Source organism: Streptomyces sp. 2131.1 (assembly GCF_900105515.1).
Lineage (GTDB): Bacteria > Actinomycetota > Actinomycetes > Streptomycetales > Streptomycetaceae > Streptomyces > Streptomyces drozdowiczii.
This window is the reverse complement of sequence record NZ_FNSY01000001.1, coordinates 4,443,258-4,466,314: the sequence shown is the minus strand read 5'-3', so window position 1 is coordinate 4,466,314 and position 23,057 is coordinate 4,443,258. Positions and strand designations below refer to the sequence as shown.

At 71.2% G+C, this 23,057-nt stretch carries 20 protein-coding genes and 1 other RNA gene; 3 read left to right on the top strand and 18 right to left on the bottom strand.

What is annotated here, in order from left to right; translation table 11 throughout:
* The 3 genes from BLW14_RS20055 to BLW14_RS20045 form a co-directional block, all read right to left on the bottom strand.
* Positions 1-1,305, bottom strand: coding sequence for an extracellular solute-binding protein (locus BLW14_RS20055; RefSeq protein WP_093708612.1), 1,305 nt, complete (start codon positions 1,303-1,305; stop codon positions 1-3).
* A gap of 233 nt (positions 1,306-1,538) precedes the next feature.
* The gene (locus BLW14_RS20050) at positions 1,539-1,829 is read right to left on the bottom strand and encodes a DUF3039 domain-containing protein (protein WP_026242631.1); all 291 of its coding nucleotides are present in this window, start codon (positions 1,827-1,829) and stop codon (positions 1,539-1,541) included.
* Between the two features lie 29 nt (positions 1,830-1,858).
* Positions 1,859-2,419: a YqgE/AlgH family protein gene (locus BLW14_RS20045; RefSeq protein ID WP_093708611.1), complete on the bottom strand. Its 561-nt coding sequence runs from the start codon at positions 2,417-2,419 to the stop codon at positions 1,859-1,861.
* A gap of 276 nt (positions 2,420-2,695) precedes the next feature.
* On the opposite strand from BLW14_RS20045, the gene murA reads away from it, so the two are divergent.
* The gene (gene murA / locus BLW14_RS20040) at positions 2,696-4,036 is read left to right on the top strand and encodes a UDP-N-acetylglucosamine 1-carboxyvinyltransferase (protein WP_093708610.1); all 1,341 of its coding nucleotides are present in this window, start codon (positions 2,696-2,698) and stop codon (positions 4,034-4,036) included.
* Positions 4,037-4,185: 149 nt separating this feature from the next.
* On the opposite strand, the gene BLW14_RS20035 is transcribed toward murA, so the two are convergent.
* The 4 genes from BLW14_RS20035 to BLW14_RS20020 form a co-directional block, all read right to left on the bottom strand.
* Positions 4,186-4,467, bottom strand: coding sequence for an HU family DNA-binding protein (locus BLW14_RS20035; RefSeq protein WP_003968811.1), 282 nt, complete (start codon positions 4,465-4,467; stop codon positions 4,186-4,188).
* 354 nt (positions 4,468-4,821) lie between these two features.
* Positions 4,822-6,255 (bottom strand): NAD-dependent malic enzyme, encoded by a 1,434-nt coding sequence (locus tag BLW14_RS20030; protein WP_093708609.1) that lies wholly within the window; start codon positions 6,253-6,255, stop codon positions 4,822-4,824.
* A gap of 413 nt (positions 6,256-6,668) precedes the next feature.
* Positions 6,669-9,053 carry a HelD family protein gene (locus tag BLW14_RS20025; RefSeq protein WP_093708608.1) on the bottom strand — a complete coding sequence of 795 codons (2,385 nt, stop codon included), beginning with the start codon at positions 9,051-9,053 and terminating at the stop codon, positions 6,669-6,671.
* Positions 9,054-9,269: 216 nt separating this feature from the next.
* Positions 9,270-9,842 (bottom strand): GNAT family N-acetyltransferase, encoded by a 573-nt coding sequence (locus BLW14_RS20020; RefSeq protein ID WP_093708607.1) that lies wholly within the window; start codon positions 9,840-9,842, stop codon positions 9,270-9,272.
* 100 nt (positions 9,843-9,942) lie between these two features.
* Here BLW14_RS20020 and BLW14_RS20015 point away from each other — a divergent pair, with 100 nt between their 5' ends.
* A complete protein-coding gene (locus BLW14_RS20015; RefSeq protein ID WP_093708606.1) occupies positions 9,943-10,545 on the top strand; it encodes an anthrone oxygenase family protein in 603 nt (200 codons plus the stop codon).
* On the opposite strand, the gene BLW14_RS20010 is transcribed toward BLW14_RS20015, so the two are convergent.
* The 10 genes from BLW14_RS20010 to ftsE form a co-directional block, all read right to left on the bottom strand.
* Positions 10,494-11,648 (bottom strand): uroporphyrinogen-III synthase, encoded by a 1,155-nt coding sequence (locus BLW14_RS20010; RefSeq protein ID WP_093710789.1) that lies wholly within the window; start codon positions 11,646-11,648, stop codon positions 10,494-10,496. The two genes, BLW14_RS20015 and BLW14_RS20010, sit on opposite strands and share 52 nt — an antisense overlap.
* A gap of 128 nt (positions 11,649-11,776) precedes the next feature.
* A complete protein-coding gene (locus BLW14_RS20005) occupies positions 11,777-13,108 on the bottom strand; it encodes a nitrate/nitrite transporter (RefSeq protein WP_093708605.1) in 1,332 nt (443 codons plus the stop codon).
* 131 nt (positions 13,109-13,239) lie between these two features.
* Positions 13,240-14,505 (bottom strand): acyltransferase family protein, encoded by a 1,266-nt coding sequence (locus BLW14_RS20000; protein ID WP_093708604.1) that lies wholly within the window; start codon positions 14,503-14,505, stop codon positions 13,240-13,242.
* A complete protein-coding gene (locus BLW14_RS19995) occupies positions 14,502-16,628 on the bottom strand; it encodes a bifunctional polysaccharide deacetylase/glycosyltransferase family 2 protein (RefSeq protein ID WP_371128128.1) in 2,127 nt (708 codons plus the stop codon). Before BLW14_RS19995 ends, BLW14_RS20000 begins: the two co-directional genes overlap by 4 nt.
* Before the next feature lie 72 nt (positions 16,629-16,700).
* Positions 16,701-17,174, bottom strand: a complete 474-nt coding sequence (locus BLW14_RS35760; protein WP_093708602.1) for a hypothetical protein — start codon at positions 17,172-17,174, stop codon at positions 16,701-16,703.
* Between the two features lie 348 nt (positions 17,175-17,522).
* Positions 17,523-17,910, bottom strand: a transfer-messenger RNA (tmRNA) gene (gene ssrA, locus BLW14_RS19985).
* Positions 17,911-18,033: 123 nt separating this feature from the next.
* Positions 18,034-18,522, bottom strand: coding sequence for an SsrA-binding protein SmpB (gene smpB, locus BLW14_RS19980; RefSeq protein WP_093708601.1), 489 nt, complete (start codon positions 18,520-18,522; stop codon positions 18,034-18,036).
* An 18-nt stretch (positions 18,523-18,540) separates the two neighbouring features.
* Complete coding sequence (locus tag BLW14_RS19975) at positions 18,541-19,725, bottom strand: S41 family peptidase (RefSeq protein ID WP_093708600.1); 1,185 nt, start codon at positions 19,723-19,725, stop codon at positions 18,541-18,543.
* Positions 19,726-19,793: 68 nt separating this feature from the next.
* Positions 19,794-20,711: a permease-like cell division protein FtsX gene (gene ftsX / locus BLW14_RS19970; RefSeq protein WP_018517889.1), complete on the bottom strand. Its 918-nt coding sequence runs from the start codon at positions 20,709-20,711 to the stop codon at positions 19,794-19,796.
* Positions 20,712-20,734: 23 nt separating this feature from the next.
* On the bottom strand, positions 20,735-21,424 hold the full coding sequence (gene ftsE / locus BLW14_RS19965; protein ID WP_026242629.1) for a cell division ATP-binding protein FtsE: 690 nt from the start codon (positions 21,422-21,424) through the stop codon (positions 20,735-20,737).
* A gap of 268 nt (positions 21,425-21,692) precedes the next feature.
* Here ftsE and BLW14_RS19960 point away from each other — a divergent pair, with 268 nt between their 5' ends.
* A complete protein-coding gene (locus BLW14_RS19960) occupies positions 21,693-21,890 on the top strand; it encodes a hypothetical protein (protein WP_018517887.1) in 198 nt (65 codons plus the stop codon).
* A 90-nt stretch (positions 21,891-21,980) separates the two neighbouring features.
* Here BLW14_RS19960 and BLW14_RS19955 read toward each other — a convergent pair whose 3' ends face one another.
* A complete protein-coding gene (locus tag BLW14_RS19955; protein WP_093708599.1) occupies positions 21,981-22,778 on the bottom strand; it encodes an LPXTG cell wall anchor domain-containing protein in 798 nt (265 codons plus the stop codon).
* Positions 22,779-23,057 lie beyond the last annotated feature (279 nt).

Genomic DNA, 23,057 nt, shown 5'->3' with positions numbered 1-23,057 from the left:
TCAGCCCGCGTCGGCGAACGCCGCGTCCATCTTCTTCGCGGCGTCGTCCGAGGCCTTCGCCACGTCCTTACGGCCGCTGACGATCTCCTGGAACATCGTGGGCAGGATCAGCGAGGAGTCGATCTGCCCCCAGGCCGGCGAGGCGGGGACGAACTTGGCCCCGGCACCGAGCGTCTTGACGAAGGGTTCGACGAACGGCTCGCGCTTCGCGGCGTCGGCGCGCACGTCGCTGTAGGTCGGCAGGAAGCCCATCGCGTCGAACATCCGCGCCTGGGACGCCTTGCCGGTCAGCTTCTTCATCAGGTCGACGGCGAGGGTGCGGTGGCTGCTGCTCCTGAGCACGCCGATGTTGTTGCCGCCCGCGAACGCGGGGGCGATGGACCCCTCGGTGACGCCGGGCAGCGGCACGACCGCGTACTTGCCCTTGACGCTGCCGTCCTCGACGGCGGTGTGGCTGAAGTCGCCGCCGATGGCCATGGCGGCCTTGCCGGAGGCGAAGGCGGTGACGGTGGCGTTGCCGCCCATGGCCGCGCACTTGGCGGGCGGGCAGTTGCCGGCGCCGAAGAGCGAGGTGTAGGCCTCGATGCCCTTGCGGGCCTTCGCGCTGTTGATGGCCGCCTTGTACGAGGAGCCGTCCCGGTCCGCCAGTTCGCCGCCGTTGGCCCAGATGAACGGCATAGCGCCGTAGGTGTAGGCGCCGCCGACCGCGAGCCCGTACAGGTCCGGCTTCCTCTTGTGGATCTTCTTGGCGGTGGAGATCAGTTCGGCCTGGGACTTGGGCGGCTGGATGCCCAGGTCCGCGAAGACGTCGGTGCGGTAGTAGAGCGCGCGTACGCCGACGAAGAGCGGGGCCCCGTAGACCTTGCCGTCGACCGTGACGGACTGCCTGGCCGCCGGGTCGGTGTCCTTGGCGTCGGCCCAGGCGCCGAACTCGGAGGTGATGTCGGCGAGTCCGCCGTCCTTCACGTACCCGGCGGTGTCGGTGTTGCCGTACTCGATGAGGTCGGGGGCGCTCTTCGGGTCGTTGAAGGCGGCCTTGACGCGCTGGGCGCGGGTCTCGACGGGGATGTACTCGATCTCGACCTTCGCGCCGTCGTGCGCCTTCCGGAAGGCGGCGACCGCGGTGTCGACGACCTTCTCCTTGGGCTTGTTGCCGACCTCCTGGAACAGCCAGACCCGTAGCGTGCCGGTCTTCTCGTCCCCCTTGGCTCCGGTGTCGGAGGTCTGCGGCGCGCAGGCGGTGGCCGTCAGGCCCGCCAGGACGAGCGCCGCGGCCGGGGCGGCGATTCGGGCAGAAAGCTTCATCCGGGAACCCCTACCGGTAGGCGTTGCAACATGCGCAACGCTCGTTTCGTTCTGCACAACAGGCAGGAGAGTAGGTGGGGTCGGGGGCGGCGACAAGTGGTCTGCACCACGTCTGCACCACTCCGTGACCTGGCGGAGCAGCCCGTGCAACGGCACGCGAAAAACCCCCGGGGCACGCGGACGCGTGCCCCGGGGGTCTCCCAAGCCTCAGCCGGGGGTGGTACCGGGCGCCTCTACTTCTTGTCCTTGCCGCCCTTGTCCTTGTCGCCGCCGCCGGCGCCCATGGACTCGTAGATCTCCTTGCACATCGGGCAGACCGGGTACTTCTTGGGGTCGCGCCCCGGTACCCAGACCTTGCCGCACAGTGCGACCACGGGGGTGCCCTCCAGGGCACTCGCCATGATCTTGTCCTTCTGGACGTAATGGGCGTAGCGCTCGTGGTCGCCGTCGCCGTTCGACACCTGCGGCGTCGGCTCCACGAGGGTTCCGGTACCTGCCCCGCGCTCGGGCTCAAGAGTGCTCATAACCGCCAAGCGTACTGAAGAACGGGACATCAGTTCAGCGAAGGGTCGTCCGGATACGTGGCGATCATGGCCAGTTCGCTGCGCTGCCGGCGCAGGACCGCACGCCACAGGCCCTCCGGGCGCGGCGAGGACACGTCGCCGGGTTCCGATTCCACGACGTACCAGGCGCCTTCGGACAGCTCGCGCTCCAGCTGCCCGGGCCCCCAGCCCGCGTACCCCGCGAAGATCCGCAGCGAGCCCATGGCCGCCGCCAGCAGCTCGGGCGGCGCCTCCAGGTCCACCAGGCCGATCGCCCCGTACACCCGCCGCCAGCCCAGGGGCCCCTCGCCGCCGGGGATCACCGCGACCCCGAGGGCGGAGTCCAGCGAGACCGGACCGCCCTGGAAGACGACCTCCGGCTCACCGGTCAGACCGGCCCAGGCCGTCAGGATGTCCACGACGCCCACCGGGGTCGGCCGGTTGAGGACCACGCCGAGGGAGCCCTCCTCGTCGTGGTCGAGGAGCAGCACGACCGCGCGGTCGAAGTTCGGGTCCGCCAGGGCGGGCGCGGCCACGAGCAGCCGCCCTGTGAGCGAGGACACCTCGGTCATGGCAGAAATGATCCCGCATCTTCGCCCGGTGCGGGGGCCATGTGACGTGGTCGTCGCGCTCGGTGCCCGAGCGCAGCTCAGGGCGCACGGGTGCATGAGGAGCGCACATCCGGCCGGGCCGTCCGGACGGTGACCCTCCGCGAGTCCCGCGCAGCAGAGCGTGTTGTGGCGGATTCATGACGTTCGTACTCCCCCCGTTCCCTTACGGAAGGGGGGTGCGGGGCCATTACCCTTTCGTCTTGGCCCCCTGCCCGACCACTCCGGAACGCGAGATTCATGACCGGCACAGACGATGTCCTGCTTGTCCACGGCGGAACCCCGCTGGAGGGCGAGATCCGCGTCCGAGGCGCCAAGAACCTGGTGCCCAAGGCGATGGTCGCCGCGCTGCTCGGCAGCGGGCCCAGCCGGCTGCGCAACGTGCCCGACATCCGTGACGTCCGGGTCGTGCGCGGACTGCTCCAGCTGCACGGTGTGACGGTCCGCCCCGGCGACGAGCCCGGCGAACTGGTCCTGGACCCCACCCACGTCGAGAGCGCCAACGTCGCCGACATCGACGCGCACGCCGGCTCCTCGCGCATCCCGATCCTGTTCTGCGGCCCGCTGCTGCACCGGCTGGGCCACGCGTTCATCCCCGGCCTCGGCGGCTGCGACATCGGCGGCCGGCCGATCGACTTCCACTTCGACGTGCTCCGCCAGTTCGGCGCGACCATCGAGAAGCGGGCGGACGGGCAGTACCTGGAGGCCCCGCAGCGGCTGCGCGGCACCAAGATCCGGCTGCCGTACCCGTCGGTGGGCTCCACCGAGCAGGTGCTGCTGACCGCGGTGCTCGCCGAGGGCGTCACGGAGCTGTCCAACGCGGCCGTGGAGCCGGAGATCGAGGACCTGATCTGCGTCCTGCAGAAAATGGGCGCGATCATCTCGATGGACACCGACCGGACCATCCGGATCACCGGTGTCGACCGCCTCGACGGTTACACCCACCGGGCCCTCCCGGACCGCCTGGAGGCCGCCTCCTGGGCGTCCGCGGCGCTGGCCACCGAGGGCAACATCTACGTCCGGGGCGCCCAGCAGCGCTCGATGATGACGTTCCTGAACACCTACCGCAAGGTCGGCGGCGCGTTCGAGATCGACGACGAGGGCATCCGCTTCTGGCACCCCGGCGGCGCGCTCAGCGCCATCGCGCTGGAGACGGACGTGCATCCCGGCTTCCAGACTGACTGGCAGCAGCCGCTGGTGGTCGCGCTGACGCAGGCCGCCGGCCTCTCCATCGTCCACGAGACGGTGTACGAGTCCCGGCTCGGCTTCACCTCCGCGCTGAACCAGATGGGCGCGCACATCCAGCTGTACCGCGAGTGCCTGGGCGGCTCGGACTGCCGCTTCGGCCAGCGCAACTTCCTGCACTCCGCGGTCGTCTCCGGGCCCACGAAGCTCCAGGGCGCGGACCTGGTCATCCCGGACCTGCGCGGCGGCTTCTCGTACCTGATCGCCGCCCTCGCGGCACAGGGCACCTCCCGGGTGCACGGCATCGACCTGATCAACCGGGGCTACGAGAACTTCATGGACAAGCTGGAGAAGCTCGGCGCGAAGGTGGAGCTGCCGGGCGGCTCGCTGGTCTGAGCGGCGCCGTCCCGGGGCGCCGGGCCCAACTGGGGCCCCGGGACACGCCGCAGCCCGCCACAGGCCCGCAGAGGGCTTCCGGCGGGCCGAATGCCGAAGGGCGGCCACCCCTTGGTCGGGGTGGCCGCCCTTCGCCGTGCCCAGGGGTCTTACTTGCCCTTGGCGGCTTCCTTGAGCTTGGAGCCCGCGGAGACCTTCACGCTGTAGCCGGCCGGGATGTTGATCGGGTCGCCGGTCTGCGGGTTACGAGCGGTGCGAGCGGCACGGTGGGTGCGCTCGAAGGTCAGGAAACCGGGAATGGTGACCTTCTCGTCGCCCTTGGCGACGATCTCACCGACGGTCTCGGCGAGAGCGGCCAGCACGGCGTCGGCGTCCTTGCGGGTCACCTCGGCACGGTCGGCCAGGGCGGCCACCAGCTCACTGCGGTTCATGTTGTTACTCCCGTGTTCTTCTTGCCTGTGAGGCGTGAGATCGAAGGCGATGCTGCCAGGGCCCTCGGACAGTGCCCGTACCCGGGTCTGCCCTTGAGAGGGTCCGGTAGACCTCGCGCCCTGTGGGGTCTCCCCTGGACGTAGTCCTTGAGGAAGCATCCTGCCCCCACCTGCGGCGGTAAAGCCAATCCGGGACCCTCAGGGAGCCGTGCGGAAAGCACCACTGCCTCTTCGTGGTGACGTCCCGTCGGCTCCCCCAAAGCGGTCCGCAGCGGGTGCGGGGCTCTGCGGGACGCGTCGCCCGCCCACCCTAAAGGGGCGTTTGGGGCGCCGCGACCCGCGACGCGCCGTACGTCAGGCGGACGTGGGCCCCGTCACAGTGGCGCCGGCGGCGCGCGCGGCGTCCCGGACGGCTCCCGCGACCGCACCGGCGACCTTGTCGTTGAAGACCGACGGGATGATGTAGTTCGCGTTCACCTCGTCCTCGGCGACGACGTCGGCGAGGGCGCGGGCGGCGGCGAGCATCATGTCCGTGTTGACGGTGCGCGACTGGGCGTCGAGCAGGCCGCGGAAGACGCCGGGGAAGACCAGCACGTTGTTGATCTGGTTCGGGAAGTCCGAGCGGCCGGTGGCGACGACCGCGGCGGTGCGGCGGGCGATCGCCGGGTCCACCTCGGGGTCCGGATTCGCGAGCGCGAACACGATCGCGCCGTCCGCCATGGCCGCCACGTCGTCCCCGTCCAGCACGTTGGGGGCGGAGACGCCGATGAAGACGTCGGCGCCGACCACGGCCTCCTTGAGGGTGCCGGTGATGTTCTCCGGGTTGGTGTTGTCCGCGATCCAGCACAGCGGCGAGTCCGGGTCGGCCGAGCGCAGGTCCTCGCGGCCGGAGTGCACGACGCCGTGGATGTCGGCGACGACGGCGTGCTTGACGCCCGCGGCGATGAGGAGCTTCAGGATGGCCGTACCGGCCGCGCCGGCGCCGGACATGACGACCCGCACGTCGCCGATGGCCTTGCCCACCACCCGCAGGGCGTTGGTCAGCGAGGCCAGGACGACGATGGCGGTGCCGTGCTGGTCGTCGTGGAAGACGGGGATGTCCAGGGCCTCGCGCAGCCGGGCCTCGATCTCGAAGCAGCGCGGCGCGGAGATGTCCTCCAGGTTGATCCCGGCGAAGCCCGGCGCGATCGCCTTGACGATCTCGACGATGGCGTCGGTGTCCTGGGTGTCCAGGCAGATCGGCCAGGCGTCGATGCCGGCGAAGCGCTTGAAGAGGGCCGCCTTGCCCTCCATGACGGGCAGCGCGGCCTTCGGGCCGATGTTGCCGAGGCCGAGCACCGCGGAGCCGTCCGTCACGACTGCGACGGAGTTGCGCTTGATGGTGAGGCGGCGTGCGTCCTCGGGATTCTCGGCGATGGCCATGCAGACGCGGGCCACGCCGGGGGTGTAGATCATCGAGAGGTCGTCACGGTTGCGGATGGGGTGCTTGGACGCCATCTCGATCTTGCCGCCGAGGTGCATGAGGAACGTACGGTCGGAGACCTTGCCGAGCACGACGCCGTCGATGCCCCGCAGCCCCTCGACGATCTCGTCGGCGTGCGCGGTGGAGGAGGCGGCGATCGTGACGTCGATCCGCAGCTTCTCGTGGCCGGAAGCGGTCACGTCGAGGCCGGTGACCGAACCGCCGGAGGACTCCACGGCGGTGGTGAGCTGGGAGACCGCGGTGCCGCTCGCGGGCACCTCCAGCCTGACCGTCATCGAGTACGAGACGCTGGGCGCCGTTGCCATGGCCGAGTCCTTCGCTTTCCTTAGCTTCATTGCTACGCGCGTCCGAAGCCGAGCAGGCCCCGCAGCGGACACGCCTTCCGATATTCGCACCTACTGACGAGTAGTCGTTAATGACTGTCGCAGCGCGGAAACTGTTTTCCACCATACGAGAGAGAGCGGCGCAGCGGAACCCCCGACGGCCGTCCGGGAAACGCGAAGAGGCCCGCGCCACCAGTGGTGACGCGGGCCTCCTCTGCAGTTCACGACACCGGCCCGCCATGCTCGCCTCGCGGCAAGTGGTCGCTCGAAGCGACTAAGGTTGGGCCCGGGGGCTTGGATCGAGCCGGTGCCGATACCAGGCTAACAAACCACCTGGAAAAGTGATTCCCGCAGCGCGGGTTGACCAAAAACGACCCCCGCGCGCCCCTCCCCCCTCAGTCCCTGAGCAGGTCCGGCACCCCGTCCGCGTCCGGCAGGTCCCGCTCCCCCGAGACCACCGTGAGCTGCTGGGTCGCCCGGGTCAGCGCCACGTACAGCACCCGCAGCCCGGCCGGGGACTCGTCCGCGATCTCCGCCGGCGAGACGACCACCGTGGCGTCGTACTCCAGGCCCTTCGCCTCCAGGGAGCCCAGCGCCACCACCCGGTCCCCCAGCTCCGCGAGCCACTCGCGGGCCTGGGCGCGCCGGTTCATCGCCACGACGACGCCGACCGTGCCGTCCACCTCGGCGAGCAGCCGCCGCGCCTCCTCGCGCACGGTCCCGGCCAGGTCGTCGTCCCGCACCGTCTCGAAGCGCGGGACCACGCCCGTGGAGCGGACGGCTGCCGGGGACTCCATGCCGGGCATAGCGAGGGCCAGCACCTTCGCGGCCAGCTCGGCGATCTCGGCCGGGTTGCGGTAGTTGACGGTCAGCGTGAAGTTGCGGCGGGGACGGCTGCCCAGGGCCTCGTCGCGGGCGGCGGCCGCCTCGTCCGGGTCGGACCAGGAGGACTGCGCCGGGTCCCCGACGATCGTCCAGGTGGCGTGCCGGCCGCGGCGGCCGACCATCCGCCACTGCATGGGCGTGAGGTCCTGCGCCTCGTCGACGATGACGTGGGCGTACTCGGTGCGCTCGGCGGCGAGCCGCTCGGCGCGCTCCCACTGGGTCTCCTCGCGCCGGGGCATCAGCTCCTCCAGGCCGGTGAGCTGGTCCAGCGGGTCCGCCTCGCGCTTGCGCCTGGGGCGGCTCGGGGTGCCGAGCAGCGTCTGGAGCTCGTCCAGGATCGCCACGTCGTGCACGGAGAGCGGACCCTGTCCGGCGGCGTCCAGGCGCTTGAGGGAGCGCGCGAGCCGGCGCACCTCGCCCTGGTTGAGCGTGCGCCGCGCCCACCGGGCGAGCCGCTTCTCGTCGGCCATCGCGGCGAGCACCCCGCGCGGGGTCAGCTCGGGCCACCAGGCGTCCAGGAACTCGATGAACGGGGTCTCCGTCGACACGTCCTCGTCGAACGACGACCGCAGCTCGGCGGCCAGCTCCGGGTCCGTGTAGCGGCCCCGGCCCGAGGAGCGGTTCCACAGCGCGTCGAGCAGCAGCCTGCGGGCGCGCGGGCGCAGCAGGTTGACCGGGGCGGTCCCGCCGAGGACGTTGTTGCGGATGCGCCGCAGCTCGTCCTCCAGGAGCTCGACCCGGGCGCCGAAGGCGACCACGCGCAGCCGGGTGGGCGTGCCGGCCGGCCGCTGCGGCGCCTCATCGGCCTCGCCGAACTCCAGCTGCCCCCCGGCGGAGGCGGCCGTCCGGGGCGCGGGCTGCTCCAGCGCGCCGCGGGCCGCCTTGCGGAGGACCGGGAGCATCCGCGAGGAGCCCTTGATCCGGGCGACGGCCGGCTCGTCGTAAGCGGTGGCGCCCTCGGGGCCCGCCGCGTCGTCGGAAAGCGAGCCGACCGCGCGGATCGCGACCTGGCCCTCCTCGCCGAGCGAGGGCAGCACGCCCTCGGTGTACGCGACCAGCAGCGGCGTCGGCGAGACGACGAGGATGCCGCCCGCGTACCGCCGCCGGTCCTGGTAGAGCAGGTACGCGGCGCGGTGCAGGGCGACCGCGGTCTTGCCGGTGCCGGGGCCGCCGGAGACCTCGGTGACGGAGGCGGCGGGCGCCCGGATGACGAGGTCCTGCTCGGCCTGGATGGACGAGACGATGTCCCGCATGGTGTGGCTGCGGGCCTGTCCGAGCGCGGCCATCAGGGCGCCGTCGCCGACGACCGGGAGCTTCTCGCCGTCCAGGTACGCGGTCAGCTCGGGGCGCATCAGGTCGTCCTCGACGCCGAGGACCCGGCGGCCCTTGGAGCGGATGACGCGGCGGCGGACCACCCGGCCCGGCTCCTTGGGCGTCGAGCGGTAGAACGGCGCCGCGGCCGGGGCCCGCCAGTCGATGACGAGCGGCGCGTAGTCGGAGTCGAGGACCCCGATCCGGCCGATGTGCAGCGTCTCGGCGATGTCCGCGGTGTCGTCCTCGCGCACGACGTCGTCGGCGGGCTCGACGGAGGTGTACGCGCCGTCCGGGCCGCGTTCGCCGTCCTTGCCGAGCAGGAGGTCGATCCTCCCGAAGAGGAAGTCCTCGAACTCGCTGTTGAGCCGGTTGAGGTGGATTCCGGCGCGGAACACCTGGGCGTCGCGCTCGGCGAGCGCCCCCGGGGTTCCGACCTGGCCGCGCTTGACGGCGTCGTCCATGAGAAATTCCGCCTCGTGGATCTTCTCCTCGAGGCGGTGGTACACCCGGTCGAGATGTTCCTGCTCGACACCGATTTCCCGGTCCCGCAGCGAATCGACAGCGGCATCCTGCGCGGCCACCGAGGCCCCCTTCTGACGTGCACTGGGCAGCCGTCAACCCTATGCGACGGGGGGCCCGCGCGCACCTGGAGCCCCCCTCTTCGGCGCGTGTGGGGGTATCGATTGCGTGACGGTGGCCGAGGAGGCGGGCCAACCGCTCACCGAGGTGCTGCCGTGTCCCCGCTGCAGCCGCGCGCGGGCCGCCGTCACACGCCTACGGCGCAGGCCCCCAGGGGCTCAGTCCTCGGCGCCGGTCACCGGGCCGTCGTGCAGGATGCGCTGGAAGAGGCGGTGGTCACGCCACTCACCGTCGATGTGGAGGAAGCGCGGCGCCATGCCGAACTCCTCGAACCCGCACTTGGCGAGGACCCGCTGCGAAGCCGCGTTGTGCAGGGCCGTGCCGGCCTCGATCCGGTGCAGCCGCAGCTCGTTCCGCGCGAGGTCGCAGATCGTGCGCACCGCGGCCGTGGCCAGCCCGCGGCCCGCGAAGTCCACGTCCACCCAGTAGCCGAGGACGGCGCTGCGGAACGGGCCGAGGACGATGGCGTTGAGGTCGAACCCGCCCACCACCCGGTCCTCGGCATCGGCCAGCACCCAGGGCATCACGCGCCCCGCCTCCCGGTCCGCGAGCAGCGCGGCCAGGCGCTCGCGCTGGCCCTGCTCGGTGTAGAAGGAGTCGGGGCGCTCGGGCTCCCACTGCTTCATGTACGCACGGCTGCGGGTCAGGGCGGCGGCCCGGGAGGCCGCGTCGGCCGGGACGGTGGGGCGGAGCCGTATTCCGGCGCCGAGCGGGTGGGGGTCATCGATCATGCCCGCACGCTATCCGGCCCGCCCCGGCCGTGGACGCTCGCGTAGGCGGATGCGCGCCTGGACGATGGAACCCGTCGGGCCGCACCGCTTCACTGGATCCATGACCACCAACCGGGCCGACGACCGGCCGACTCCCGCCTCCCACCGCTTCGTTCTCGGCGCCGCCGCCGTCACCACGGGGCTGATGGCCGGCACCTTCTTCATCTTCTCGTCCGCGGTGATGCCCGCGCTCGGACGCAGCGACGACCGGACCTTCGTCGAGGTCATGCAGAACATCAACGACGTCATCGAGAACCCGGTCTTCTTCGCCGGCTTCTTCGGCGCCCTGATACTGACCGCCGTCGCCGCCTGGCAGCACCGCCGCTCGCCGGGGCCGCGCGGCTGGATCGTCGCCGCGCTCGTCCTGTACACGCTGGCGTTCCTGCTCACCTCGGGCGTCAACGTGCCGCTGAACAACGCCCTCGCGGACGCCGGTGATCCCGCGCACCTCGCGGACCCGGCCGCCGTGCGGGACCGGTTCGAGGACGCCTGGAACGCGTGGAACACGGTGCGCGCCGTCCTGTGCACCGCCGCCCTGGCACTGCTGCTGCGCGCCCCGTACGTGGTCGCGCGCCGGCGTACGGGAGGACCCGGCGCGTACCCGGTCCCTCCTCAGGAGCCCCCGTACTTCTCGTCCGCCGACGGGTCCAGCGCCAGCCGGTAGCCGCGCTTGACCACCGTCTGGATGAGCCGGGGGGCTCCGAGGGCGGTGCGGAGCCGGGCCATGGCCGTCTCGACCGCGTGCTCGTCCGTACCGCTGCCGGGCAGGGCGCGCAGCAGGTCGGCGCGGGAGACCACCCAGCCGGGGCGCCGGGCCAGGGTGTGCAGCAGGGCCATCCCGGCGGGCGGGACGGCGCGCAGCTCGTCGTCGACCAGGACGGCGTGGCCCCGGATCTCGACGCGGTGTCCGGCGACGGGCAGCGTACGGGCGCGGGCGGGCAGTTCGCGGCAGATGAGCTGGACGAGCGGGCCGAGCCGGAAGCGTTCCGGCTGGACGGTGTCGATGCCCCGGGCCTGCAACGGCACGGCGGTGACCGGGCCGACGCAGGCCGGTACGACGTCACCGCGCAGCGCCGTGACGACCTCGGTCAGCAGCCCGCGTTCCTCGGCGCGGCCGAGCAGCGAGGCCGCCGCCGGGGCGCTGGTGAAGGTGAGCGCGTCCAGGGCGCGGGCGGCGGTCAGGTCGAGGATCCGGTCGAGGGGCGCGATGTCCTCCGGCGGCATCCAGCGGTAGACGGGGACGGCGACCACCTCGGCGCCGGCCTCGCGCAGCGACTCCACGAAGCCGGGGAGGGGCTCGCCGTGCAGCTGGAGTGCGACGCGGCGGCCCCGTACGCCTTGCTCCAGGAGCCGTTCCAGCACCTCGGCCATGGACTCGGAGGCCGGGGACCAGGCTTCGGAGAGGCCGGCGGCGCGCACGGCGCCCTTCACCTTGGGGCCGCGCGCCAGGAGTTCGACCCCGCGCAGGGCGGCGAGGAGCCGGTCGCCGATGCCCCAGCCGTCGGCCGCCTCGATCCAGCCCCGGAAGCCGATCGCGGTGGTGGCGACGACCACGTCGGGCGTCTCGGCGATCAGCTGCTCGGTCGCGGCGAGCAGTTCGCCGTCGTCGGCGAGCGGCACGATCCGCAGGGCGGGGGCGTGCACCACGGTGGCGCCCCGGCGCCGCAGCAGGGTGCCCAGCTCCTCCGCCCGGCGCGCGGCGGTGACACCGACCGTGAAGCCCGCGAGGGGCCCGTGCTGTGCGTCGTCGTGCTGTGCGTCGTGCATGAGGTCTACCCGGCTCTCGTCCCGCTGCTGCTCGTTGGTGCGGAGGACCGAGCCTGCCAACGCCGCGTGACAGACCCGGTTCAGCCGTATTTCCCGCTCGTTACGTCACCCGCCCGCGCCGTACGTGCTCACACCTCCGCGTAGCTGAGCTGCGGCTTCGCCGGGACGGCCGCGGCACGACGAAGGTATACCGCCCAGGTGAGCGCGGAGCACACGGCGTAGTAGGCGAGGAAGGACCAGAAGGCCGCCGTTCCCGTGCCGGAGGTCTGGAAGGACTGCCGGAAGGCGAGGTTGATGGCGAGCCCGCCGAGCGCCCCGACCGCGCCGATCAGCCCCATCGCCGCCCCGGAGATCCGCCGTCCCCGGGCCGCCGCCTCCTCGCCGCGCAGCCCGCGGGCGACGGCCTGGGCGTGGAAGATGCCCGGGATCATCTTGTACGTCGATCCGTTGCCGAGGCCCGACAGGGCGAACAGGGCGGTGAAGCCGACGAGGAACACGCCCAGCGAGGCGATCCGGGAGGCGTAGACGACGACACCGGTCGCGGCGGCCATGGCCGCGAAGTTGACGAGGGTGATGCGGGCCCCGCCGTACCGGTCGGCGAGCCATCCTCCGGCCGGCCGGATCAGTGAGCCGAGCAGCGGGCCGATGAAGGTGAGCGAGGCGGCCTGGAGCGGGGTGCGGCCGAACTGGGTCTGGAGGACGAGCCCGAAGGCGAAGCTGTAGCCGATGAAGGAGCCGAAGGTGCCGACGTAGAGGGCGGCCATGATCCAGGTGTGGCGGTCGCGCACGGCCTCCTTCGCCGCCCCGGTGTCGTTGCGCACGGGCGCCAGGTTGTCCATGAAGAGCGCCGCGCACCCGGCGGCGAGCAGGATCAGCGGGATGTACGCGGCGAGCACGATCCTGGGGTGCGTGGCCCCGGCCGTCCCGATCACCAGCAGCCCGGCCAGCTGCACGACGGGCACGCCGATGTTGCCGCCGCCCGCGTTGAGCCCGAGCGCCCAGCCCTTCCTGCGCAGCGGGAAGAAGGCGTTGATGTTCGTCATCGACGAGGCGAAGTTCCCGCCGCCGATGCCGGTCAGCGCGGACACCGCGAGGAAGGTGCCGTACGAGGTGCCGGGCTCCATCACCACGAGGGCGGCGATCGTCGGCACGAGCAGGGTGAGCGCGCTGAACACCGTCCAGTTCCGGCCACCGAACCGGGCCACCGCGAAGGTGTACGGCACCCGGACGACGGCGCCGACGAGGGTCGCGGTGGAGATGAGGAAGAACTTCCCGGCCGGGTCGATCCCGTACTCGGGCCCCATGAAGAGCACCATCACGGACCACAGGGTCCAGATGGAGAAGCCGATGTGCTCGGAGAGGACGGAGAACCACAGGTTGCGGCGGGCGGTCCGCTCGCCCGTCTCCCGCCAGAAGGTCTCGTCCTCCGGGTCCCAGTGCTCGATCCAACGGCCTGCCATCACGCGCCTCCACGGGTGGGTCGGGGTGTTGTCCCGAACCTAGGAAGCGCGCGTTTCGGCGCCGTGCCGCGAGGTGACCTGTGGGCAACCTTGCTCTCACCGGGCCGGGGCGGGCCCGGTGAGCAGCGCGGTCAGCCCCGGGCGCGGGCGGCGCCGTTGGGCCAGAGCCTCGGGCGCCGCTTGGCGGCGAGGTCCTCGACCCAGCCGACGGCGAGGATCATCAGCCCGATCAGCGGCCAGACGATGATCAGCGCCAGGGCGTTGTCCGCCCGGTCGATGTACGTGCCGAGGTGGTCGCCGACCCAGGGCACGTCCCACAGCAGGTCGATGATCGGGAAGGTGGCCATCAGCAGCATGTTGTGCCACAGGTAGATGGTCACCGCCCGGTTGTTGGCGAGGGTGACCAGGGTGTCCCAGCCCGCCAGCCGGCCCGGCAGCTCCCGCCAGGAGGGGGCGTACTGGAGCAGGATCATGCAGAACCCGAGCGACCAGGTGGCCTGGGCGAGCGGGATCTCGTCGAGGTTCCAGCCCTCCTCGGTGAGGTGGTGGGCGCCCCACCACAGCGCGAAGGCCATCAGCATCGCGGCGAGCGAGACCGCGAGGTAGCGCGGGACCGTCTTCAGCAGCCCGTCGTTGTGGGCGAAGCCGAGGATCCAGCAGGAGCCGAACACCGCGAAGTCGACCAGGCCCTCACCGGCCGAGCCCTCCACGGTGACCAGGCCGGTGCCGATGACGGCGGTGAGCCCGATCGGGGCGAGCAGGGTCACCCACGGCAGCTTCCGGAACGCCTTCAGCAGCAGCGGGGAGGCCAGCACGAACCACAGGTAGGCGCGGATGTACCAGAGCGGTCCGATCCCCTGCTCGGCCCACGAGGTCTCCAGCCAGCCGCCCTCGGAGCCGTTCTCCCACGGGAAGGGCGGTGTGCCGATCGGCAGGATGTAGCAGCCCAGCTTGAGGAACCACCAGATGCCCTCCTCGCGCACCGGCTTCCAGCCGAGCAGGAAGACCATGGGGACGACGACGGCGCAGAACGCCCACATCGGCGGCAGCAGCCTGCGCACCCGGGAGCGGATGACGCCCCACGCGGGCCGGGCCAGCGACCGGGCCATCAGCGATCCGGCCAGGGCGAACATGACGCCCATGGACGGGAACACGACGGTGAGCCAGGCCCAGCCGAAGAGGTGGAAGACGACGACCCGGACCAGCGCGACGGCGCGCAGCAGGTCCAGGTAGCGGTCCCGGCCCGCCTTGGCCGGGGCGGGGGCCGGCTCGTCGGCCGGGGCGAGGGCCGGCTCGTCGGCCGGGGCGAGCCCGGTGGGGGCGGGCAGCACCACGCGCAGCGCCATGGTCCGCTCGTCCGCGTGCGGCTCCCCGTACGACTGCTGTGGGTGCGTCATGCGACGGGCCTCCGGTCCTGGGCGCGCCCGCGCTGGGTGGGCATCGATCCGGGCGCCTCCACGACCCCGGTGCGGCGCAACTTCTGCCAGCGCAGCCGGCCGCCGGTGAGAGCGGTGATCCACGACTGGAGCAGCACCACGTACATCAGCTGCCGGTACAGGACCTGCTGGAGCGGCAGCGAGAGCAGATGGGTCATGCGTTCCCGGTCGAGCCGGAAGGCGTACGCCGCGCACACGAGCTGCACCGCGAGGACGCCGAGCCAAGCACCGACGGTCTTCTCGGTGGGCCCGAACACGAGCCCGTACAGCAGGAAGACGTCGATGAGCGGGGCGAGCAGCGGGGCGACGACCATGAACAGCGAGACGAACGGCAGCCCGACGCGCCCGAACCGGCCCGACGCCCCGCCCTCGATGACGGCCCGGCGGTGCTTCCAGATGGCCTGCATGGTGCCGTACGACCACCGGTAGCGCTGCGACCAGAGCTGCTGCACGGTTTCCGGCGCCTCGGTCCAGGCGCGGGCGTTCTCCGCGTAGACGACGCGCCAGCCGTCCCGGTGCAGGGCCATCGTGACGTCGGTGTCCTCGGCGAGGGTGTCCTCGCTGATGCCGCCGACCCGCTCCAGCGCCTCGCGCCGGAAGGCCCCGACCGCGCCGGGGATGGTGGGCATGCAGCGCAGCACGTCGTACATGCGGCGGTCGAGGTTGAAGCCCATCACGTACTCGATGTGCTGCCAGGCGCCGATGAGCGAGTCGCGGTTGCCGACCTTGGCGTTGCCGGCGACGGCCCCGACGCGCGGGTCGCCGAAGGCCTGGACCAGCTCGCGGACGGTGGACGGCTCGAAGACCGTGTCGCCGTCCATCATCACGATGATGTCGTTGCGGGCGTGCGCGATGCCGTTGTTCAGGGCGGCGGGCTTGCCCGCGTTGCGCTGGCGCACGACCCGGACGTTGGGCAGCCGCATCCGCTGGACGATGTCCGCGGTGCCGTCCGTGGAGCCGTCGTCGATCACGATGACTTCGACCGGATAGTCACTTGCCAGTAGCGAACGCACCGTGTTCGCGATGCACTTCTTCTCGTTGTACGCGGGAACCAGGACGGTCACCGTGCGGGTGACGGGCTCGCCCCAGCGGAAGCCGCGCCCGCGCACCCGGCGGGCGTGCACGAAGGACAGCACGAGCATCAGCCCGAAGCGGGCGAAGACCAGTACCCCGATGACGGCGAGGCCGGCCACCATCACGTCGGTGATGTGCTCCGAGACGCCGACGGCGTAGACGAACGCCTTGCCCTTCCACAGGTCGAATCCGGTGACCGGGGTGTGCGCGCTGGGGGCGCCGAGGGCGTCGGTGAGGTTGGCGAAGCTGTAGCCCTGCTTCTGCATCTTCGGCAGGAACTTCCCCAGGGCGGTGACGGTCTGGGACCGGTCGCCTCCGGAGTCGTGCATCAGGATGATCGCGCCCTTGCCGTGCTTGGGCGTGGCCCGCTCGATGATCGCCCGGACGCCCGGCCGCTTCCAGTCCTCGCTGTCGGTGTTGTTGACGACGGTGAGGTAGCCGCGGCTGCCGATGTACTGGGTGACCGGCCAGGACTTGTTGTCCATGGCGTCGGCGAACGAGGAGTACGGCGGCCGGAACAGCGAGGTGCGGATGCCGGCCGCACCGGCCAGCACCAGCTGGTTCTGGGACAGCTCCCAGTCGATGCGGCTGGTGGACTGGTAGGAGAGATCGGGGTGGTTGAAGGTGTGCAGCCCGACCTCGTGCCCCTCCCTCACCATGCGCTCGACGAGGTCCGGGTAGCGCGAGGCCATGGTGCCGGTGACGAAGAAGACTCCGTGGGCGTCGTACTTCTTGAGCTCGTCCAGCACCTTCGGCGTCCACACCGGGTCCGGGCCGTCGTCGAAGGTCAGCACGATCCGGTGGTCCGGGATGCGCAGGGTCTTCGCGGGCCCGGTGGTGGACCGGGCGTCGATGACCGGCCCGCCGTCCAGCACCTGCTCGGGCACCCGGTCGGTGGCGACGGGGGGCCGGATGCGGTGGTCGGCCAGGATTTCGCTGTGCACGTAGCCACGCAGCATCAGCATGGCGAGCAGGGCAACGAGAAACAGGAGCGGCAGCATGTAGCGCATGGGAAGTCTGCGCCGGCGGGTCTGCTTCTTCCTGTGGGTGTTGCGCCTGCCCCTGGGGGCAGGGGTGGTCATCTAGTTGACGCCTTCTTGTCCTTGCGCGGGGTCCGGGGAGTCACCGGCGGGAAGCCCGGCGTCCGGAGCCGTCGAATCGGTGCCGGCATCCGGTTCCCCGGCGTCGGCGGCCGGCACGGAGGCGGTCGCCGCACCTGCCGGTGTGCCGCCGCCGTCGTTTCCGGTGGTGGCCGGCTCCTGCTGCTCCTGACCGGTCAGGGGGAGGAAGGGGGCGCTGGAGTTGCCGCCCATCACGGCGACGACCAGGGTCACCGCGTAGCAGACGAAGACCGCGGCCAGGACCCAGCCGAGCCGTCGCAGCGTCTTGCCGCGCCGGCCGCTCTCGTCGACGAAGACGGGGCCGTCGGAGCCGTCCGGAGCCGTTGGTTCCGGCAGCAGCTCGGAGAGCTGCCGTCCGATTCCGTCCAGCTGGATGGTGACTTCGTTCGGCTCGTGTGTGTGGCCCGCATGGGCACCTTCACGCCAAGTTTCCACTGGTGTACGCACTTCCCCCACTCAGGATCGGGTGCGCGCAACTGACCGGTCGTGTGCCGCCGGACGGGCCCCCACCCTGTCCACGCGCCCCCTACCACAGTGCACCCGGGCCATGAATGTAGCGCACGCCGGGGGAGTCCGGACCCACCGGAAGGTGTTGTTCCTCATGAGAGATACATCTGTTTTTCAACCGTGCTGCGGCTACTGGCCCCTGGGGGTGAGCGTCAGGAGCGCGGGCGGGGGGCGCACGCCGGGCGCGCGCCCCTTCGCGCCCTCCCCCGGGGCACCGGACGCACAAAAGCGAGGACCCCGCTGCCGGTGGCAGCGGGGTCCTCGCTCACATGGGAATTGTGGAGATGGCGGGAATCGAACCCGCGTCCAACGGTGCGGAACCAGGGCTTCTCCGAGTGCAGTCCGCTACGCTTTTCTCGGCCTCGGAGGTCACGCGGACAAGCCTCCGACAGGCCCAGTCACTGTTTGATTTCCTTCTGAGACCCGTGACCGGACTCAGAAGTTTAGATCCCTTGATGATGCCAGGATCCGGGTCGGGATCACCCCCGGGCTGACACTCCGCAGAGTCTTCGCTTAGCTGCTAATTAGGCAGCGAGGGCGAAGGCGGAGGAATCGCGCTTGGAATTGGCGATTATTGGTTGCGACATATGGTTTACGAGATCATTGCCGCTTCCTCGACTCGCTTCCCCTGCTTCGACATCCGCTGTCGAAACCGATCATCCCCATGTTGATTTTTCAAGGTGGTGCCACACCCTCCGTGGGGTGCGTTGCCATCGTACGTGACCAACGCACGACGATGCCAGCGTATTCCCGCCGGAGGGCCCGGCGGCGGGTGCCGGGCCCCGGATCAGGCGCTCCGCTGGCGGCGGCGGGCCGCCGCGACGGCGCGGTTCGTCTCCCTGGTGTCCTGCTTCTCGCGCAGCGTCTGGCGCTTGTCGTACTCCTTCTTGCCCTTCGCGAGCGCGATCTCGGCCTTGACCCGGCCGTTCAGGAAGTACAGCGAGAGCGGCACGATGGTGTGCCCCGTCTCCTGTGACTTCGACTCCAGCTTGTCGATCTCGGCCCGGTGCATCAGCAGCTTGCGCTTGCGCTTGGCGGAGTGGTTGGTCCAGGTGCCCTGGACGTACTCCGGGACGTGGATGTTGTGCAGCCACGCCTCGCCGCCGTCGATCTGGACGAAGCCGTCGACCAGGGACGCCCGGCCCATGCGCAGCGATTTGACCTCGGTACCCATGAGCACGAGCCCGCACTCGTAGGTGTCGAGGATGGTGTAGTCGTGGCGCGCCTTCTTGTTCTGCGCGATGAGCTTGCGCCCGGTGTCCTTTTCCTTAGCCATAGTGCGGCCATTTTCGCACTACGACCCGCCCCCGAGGCCACTCAATACCGTCTCGGCCCGTTCCTCGGCCCCGGAGCTGACCGCGAGGTCCGGGGTGATGCCCTTGCCGTCGACCCCGTGGCCCGCCGGTGTGCGGTAGTGGCCCACGGTGAGCTCGGCCACCGAACCGCCCGCGAGCTTGCTGGGCATCTGCACGGAGCCCTTGCCGAAGGTCTGCGAGCCGACCGTGACCGCCCGGCCCCGGTCCTGCAGCGCTCCCGTCACCAGCTCGGCCGCGCTCATCGTGCCCCCGTCGACGAGGACCACGACGGGGCGCTCGGTGTCGCCGCCGGACCGCGCGTACAGGGCGTGCTGCTCGCCGTGCACGTCGTACGTGGCGACCAGGCCGCCGTCCAGGAAGGCCGAGGCCGCGGTGACCGCCTCGGTGACCAGGCCGCCCGGGTTGCCGCGCAGGTCCAGGAGCACCCCGGCGCCCGCCGGTGCCCCCTCGACCGCGTCGCGCACGGCGGCCCCGGAGCCCTTGGTGAACGAGCCGACCTCGATCAGCACCGCGCCGGACGGGCCGGAGCGCTCCGCCCCGATCCGCCGCACGGTCACCGACTCGACGGCGAGCCGGGCACGGCGCAGCGTCTCGGTCCGGATCGCGCTCCCCCGCCGTACGCCGAGGCTTACCGCGCTGCCCGCCTTGGCGCGGGTGCGGTCGCCGCGGAGCAGGGCCACCACGTCGGAGACCGGCAGCCGGTCCACGCGTCGGCCGTCCACGGTGCGGAGCAGGTCGCCGGAGCGGATGCCCGCGCGGTCGGCCGGGCTGCCGGGCTGGACGCGGGAGACGGCGACCTGACCGTCGGCGGACCGGCGGGCGGCGAGGCCGACACCGGTGTACGTGCCGTCGAGGGCCTGCTCGAACTCCTGGTACTCGCGCTCGTCGTACACGGCGCCCCAGCGGTCGCCGCTGCGGCTGACGACCTCCTCGGCCGCCTCCGTACCGGACTTGCCGTCCGCCACAGCGTCGGCGGCGGCCGCGGCCACCTCGTCGCCGTCGGCGGTGGCGGCGACGGACCGGGTGTGCACCGGTTGCTGCTTCTGCCCGTGCGGCAGCGCGCCCGTCGCGGCCCCGGTGGCGAGGACGCCGGCGAAGACCAGCGTCAGGGCCGCCCCGCGGCGCAGACCGCGGGGACCGACGCGACATTCGGGGTCCGACATGGCGCCGATTCTAGGACAACACCCCGGAGGCGCAGGGAAGGTTGAGTGTGCGCCCCACGGGGCGCACATCACACCTTCAGGTACTTGCGCAGTGCGAAGAGAGCGGCAACGGCGGGCATCAGCAGGCCGATCGCCAGCACCAGCGGCAGCTTCGTGAGGACCGCGTCCCAGCCGATGAAGTCGATCAGGTTCAGCTTGTCCTTGAGGGCGAGACCGCCGTCGATCAGGAAGTAGCGCCCTGCCAGCAGCATGACGCAGGCGAGCACACCGCCGATGAGACCGGCAAAGGCGGCCTCCATGATGAACGGCGCCTGGATGTAGAAGCCGGAGGCGCCGACGAGCCGCATGATCCCGGTCTCCCGGCGCCGGCTGAACGCGGACACGCGCACGGTGTTGACGATCAGCATCAACGCGATGATCAGCATCAGCGCCATCACGAAGAGCGCGGCGACGTTCATGCCGTTCATCAGGCCGAAGAGGTTGTCCAGGATGCTTCTCTGGTCCTGGACCGACTGCACCCCGTCCCGCCCGGCGAAGGCGGTGGCGACGACCTTGTACTTGGTGGGGTCCTTGAGCTTGACCCGGAAGGACTCGGGCATCTGGTCCGGCGTGATGTTGCCGGCCATCGGGGAGTCGCCGAACTCCTCCTGGTAGTGCTTGTACGCCTGGTCGGAGGACTCGTAGATCACCTTCTCCACGACGTCCATCTTGCCGAGATCGCTCTCGATGTCCTTCTTCTGCTGGGCGGTGACCGCACCCTTGGCGCACTGGACCACCGTCTCCGCGTCGCCCTTGCCGCAGAGGTAGATGGAGACGTTGACCTTGTCGTACCAGTAGTCCTTCATCGTGCTGACCTGCTCGCGCATGAGCAGCGCGCCGCCGAACAGGGCGAGCGAGAGGGCGACGGAGACGACGACGGCGAAGGTCATCGTGAGGTTGCGACGGAGGCCGACGCCGATCTCCGACAGGACGAACTGGGCGCGCATGGCGTCCTTTCAGTGCTGGGTGCTCAGTGCTGGTAGCCGTAGACGCCGCGCGCCTGGTCGCGCACGAGACGGCCCTTCTCGAGCTCGATGACGCGCTTGCGCATCTGGTCGACGATGTTCTGGTCGTGGGTCGCCATGATCACGGTGGTGCCGGTCCGGTTGATCCGGTCCAGCAGCTTCATGATGCCGACGGAGGTCTGCGGGTCGAGGTTGCCGGTCGGCTCGTCCGCGATCAGCAGCATGGGCCGGTTGACGAAGGCCCGCGCGATCGCCACGCGCTGCTGCTCACCACCGGAGAGCTCGCCGGGCATCCGGTCCTCCTTGCCGCCGAGTCCGACGAGGTCGAGGACCTGGGGCACGGCCTTGCGGATCTCGCCGCGCGGCTTGCCGATCACTTCCTGGGCGAACGCCACGTTCTGCGCGACGGTCTTGTTGGGCAGCAGGCGGAAGTCCTGGAAGACGGTGCCCAGCTGGCGGCGCATGTGCGGCACCTTCCAGTTGGACATGCGCGCGAGGTCCTTGCCCAGGACGTGGACGGCCCCGGTGCTGGCGCGCTCCTCGCGCAGGATGAGCCGCATGAAGGTGGACTTGCCGGAGCCGGAGGAGCCCACCAGGAAGACGAACTCGCCCTTCTCGATGTCGAGCGACACATCCCGGAGAGCGGGACGGCTCTGCTTCGGGTAGGTCTTGGAGACGTTGTCGAATCGAATCACGGATGCACCACGGTCGGCCGGGAGTAGGTGAGCGTGACCATACGCGAACCGGGCTGAGCCGTGCAGGCACGCGTACCGGGATGGGTGATTTACGGTGAAACGGCCCCGATTCACGGGCGGTGCGGCGGGGAAAGGGCCCGGCCGTGACCGGGGGGGCGGGCCGAACGGGCGGCGAGCTGGCACAGTGGTAGGGGAACGGTCGCGTTTCCGTGAGCGTTGTGCGGAGAGATGGCTTGTGCGGCTCCGCCGCGCGGGAGGAGGAAGGCGCATGACCTACGACCGACTGGTGTGCGCGAACTGCGCGGCGCCCGTCACCGAGGGCCGCTGCCCCGTGTGCCGGGCGAGCCGCGAGCGGATGCGGGAGCAGGAGCAGGGCGCCTTCGCCGGGCTGAGCCCTGCCATGCTGGCCGCCCTGCTGGTGGTCCTCCTGGCCGCCTTGGCCCTGCTGGCCCACCAGACCGTGTAGCACCCCGCCGCACGCCCGTACGGGAGCACGGGGAGGGGCCCGGACCGCCGATCGCGGTCCGGGCCCCTCTCGTCACTGCGCGCAGCGGCCTCAGACGGCCGTGCGGTTGCCCACCAGGCGCGGCAGGATGCGGAAGCCGATGCCTCCGGCGATCATCGTCGCGGCGCCGATCAGCAGGAACGTGGTCTCGGCCGCACCGGTCTCGGCCAGCTCGTCCTTGCCCTTGCCCTGCTCGACCGGCTGGTTGCCGACCGAGTCGGTGTCGGTGTTGCCGCCACCGCCCGAGGCGCCGATCTGGCCGGCGGGAGTGCTGTCGTCACCGCCGCCGGTGGACGGGGCCGGGTTCGACGGGTCGGTCCCGGGGTCGGTACCCGGGTCCGTTCCGGGGTCGGTGCCCGGGTCGGTCCCAGGGTCCGTGCCGGGGTCGGTACCCGGGTCCGTTCCGGGGTCGGTGCCCGGGTCGGTCCCAGGGTCCGTGCCGGGGTCGGTGCCCGGGTCCGTTCCGGGGTCGGTCCCAGGGTCAGTACCCGGGTCGGTACCCGGGTCCGTCCCAGGGTCAGTGCCCGGGTCCGTCCCAGGGTCGGTGCCCGGGTCCGTCCCAGGGTCCGTACCCGGATCGGTCCCGGGGTCAGTGCCCGGGTCCGTACCGGGGTCGGTACCCGGATCCGTCCCCGGGTCACCCGGCTCTTCGCAGCGCGGGTCCGCCGGGTTGCACGGCTCGCCGTCGTCACCCTGCTCGCCGACGCTCTGCGCGCCGATCTCCACGCCCGCGACCTTGACATCGACCCCGGACGCCTGTGCGACCCCGGCCGCGGTCAGCGAGGCACCCGCGGCGATGACCGCGCCGGCCGCTATCCGCGCGACGCGTACGCGCGTCTTCTTCGTCATGTACTGCTACCCCCAGTAGCCGTTCTCGTCGATGGAGCAGCGGCCTACGGGGTGATCGACCGGCGGGGTTCGCTCCGGGTCCCGGCCCGCGTCGTCGTACCGCGGCCGAACGGCCCGCCCCCACTCACAACCGCCCCGGAGACACACGCTGCACCAGCAGCCTTGCCCGGGTTAAGGAGAACGTCAAGGCCGTTGCGGGGCGATGTGCCCGAGTACAGGGGGATTTGACGGCCATTCAGGGCCGCGACTGTGACGGATCCGCCACATCCGGGAGCGCGT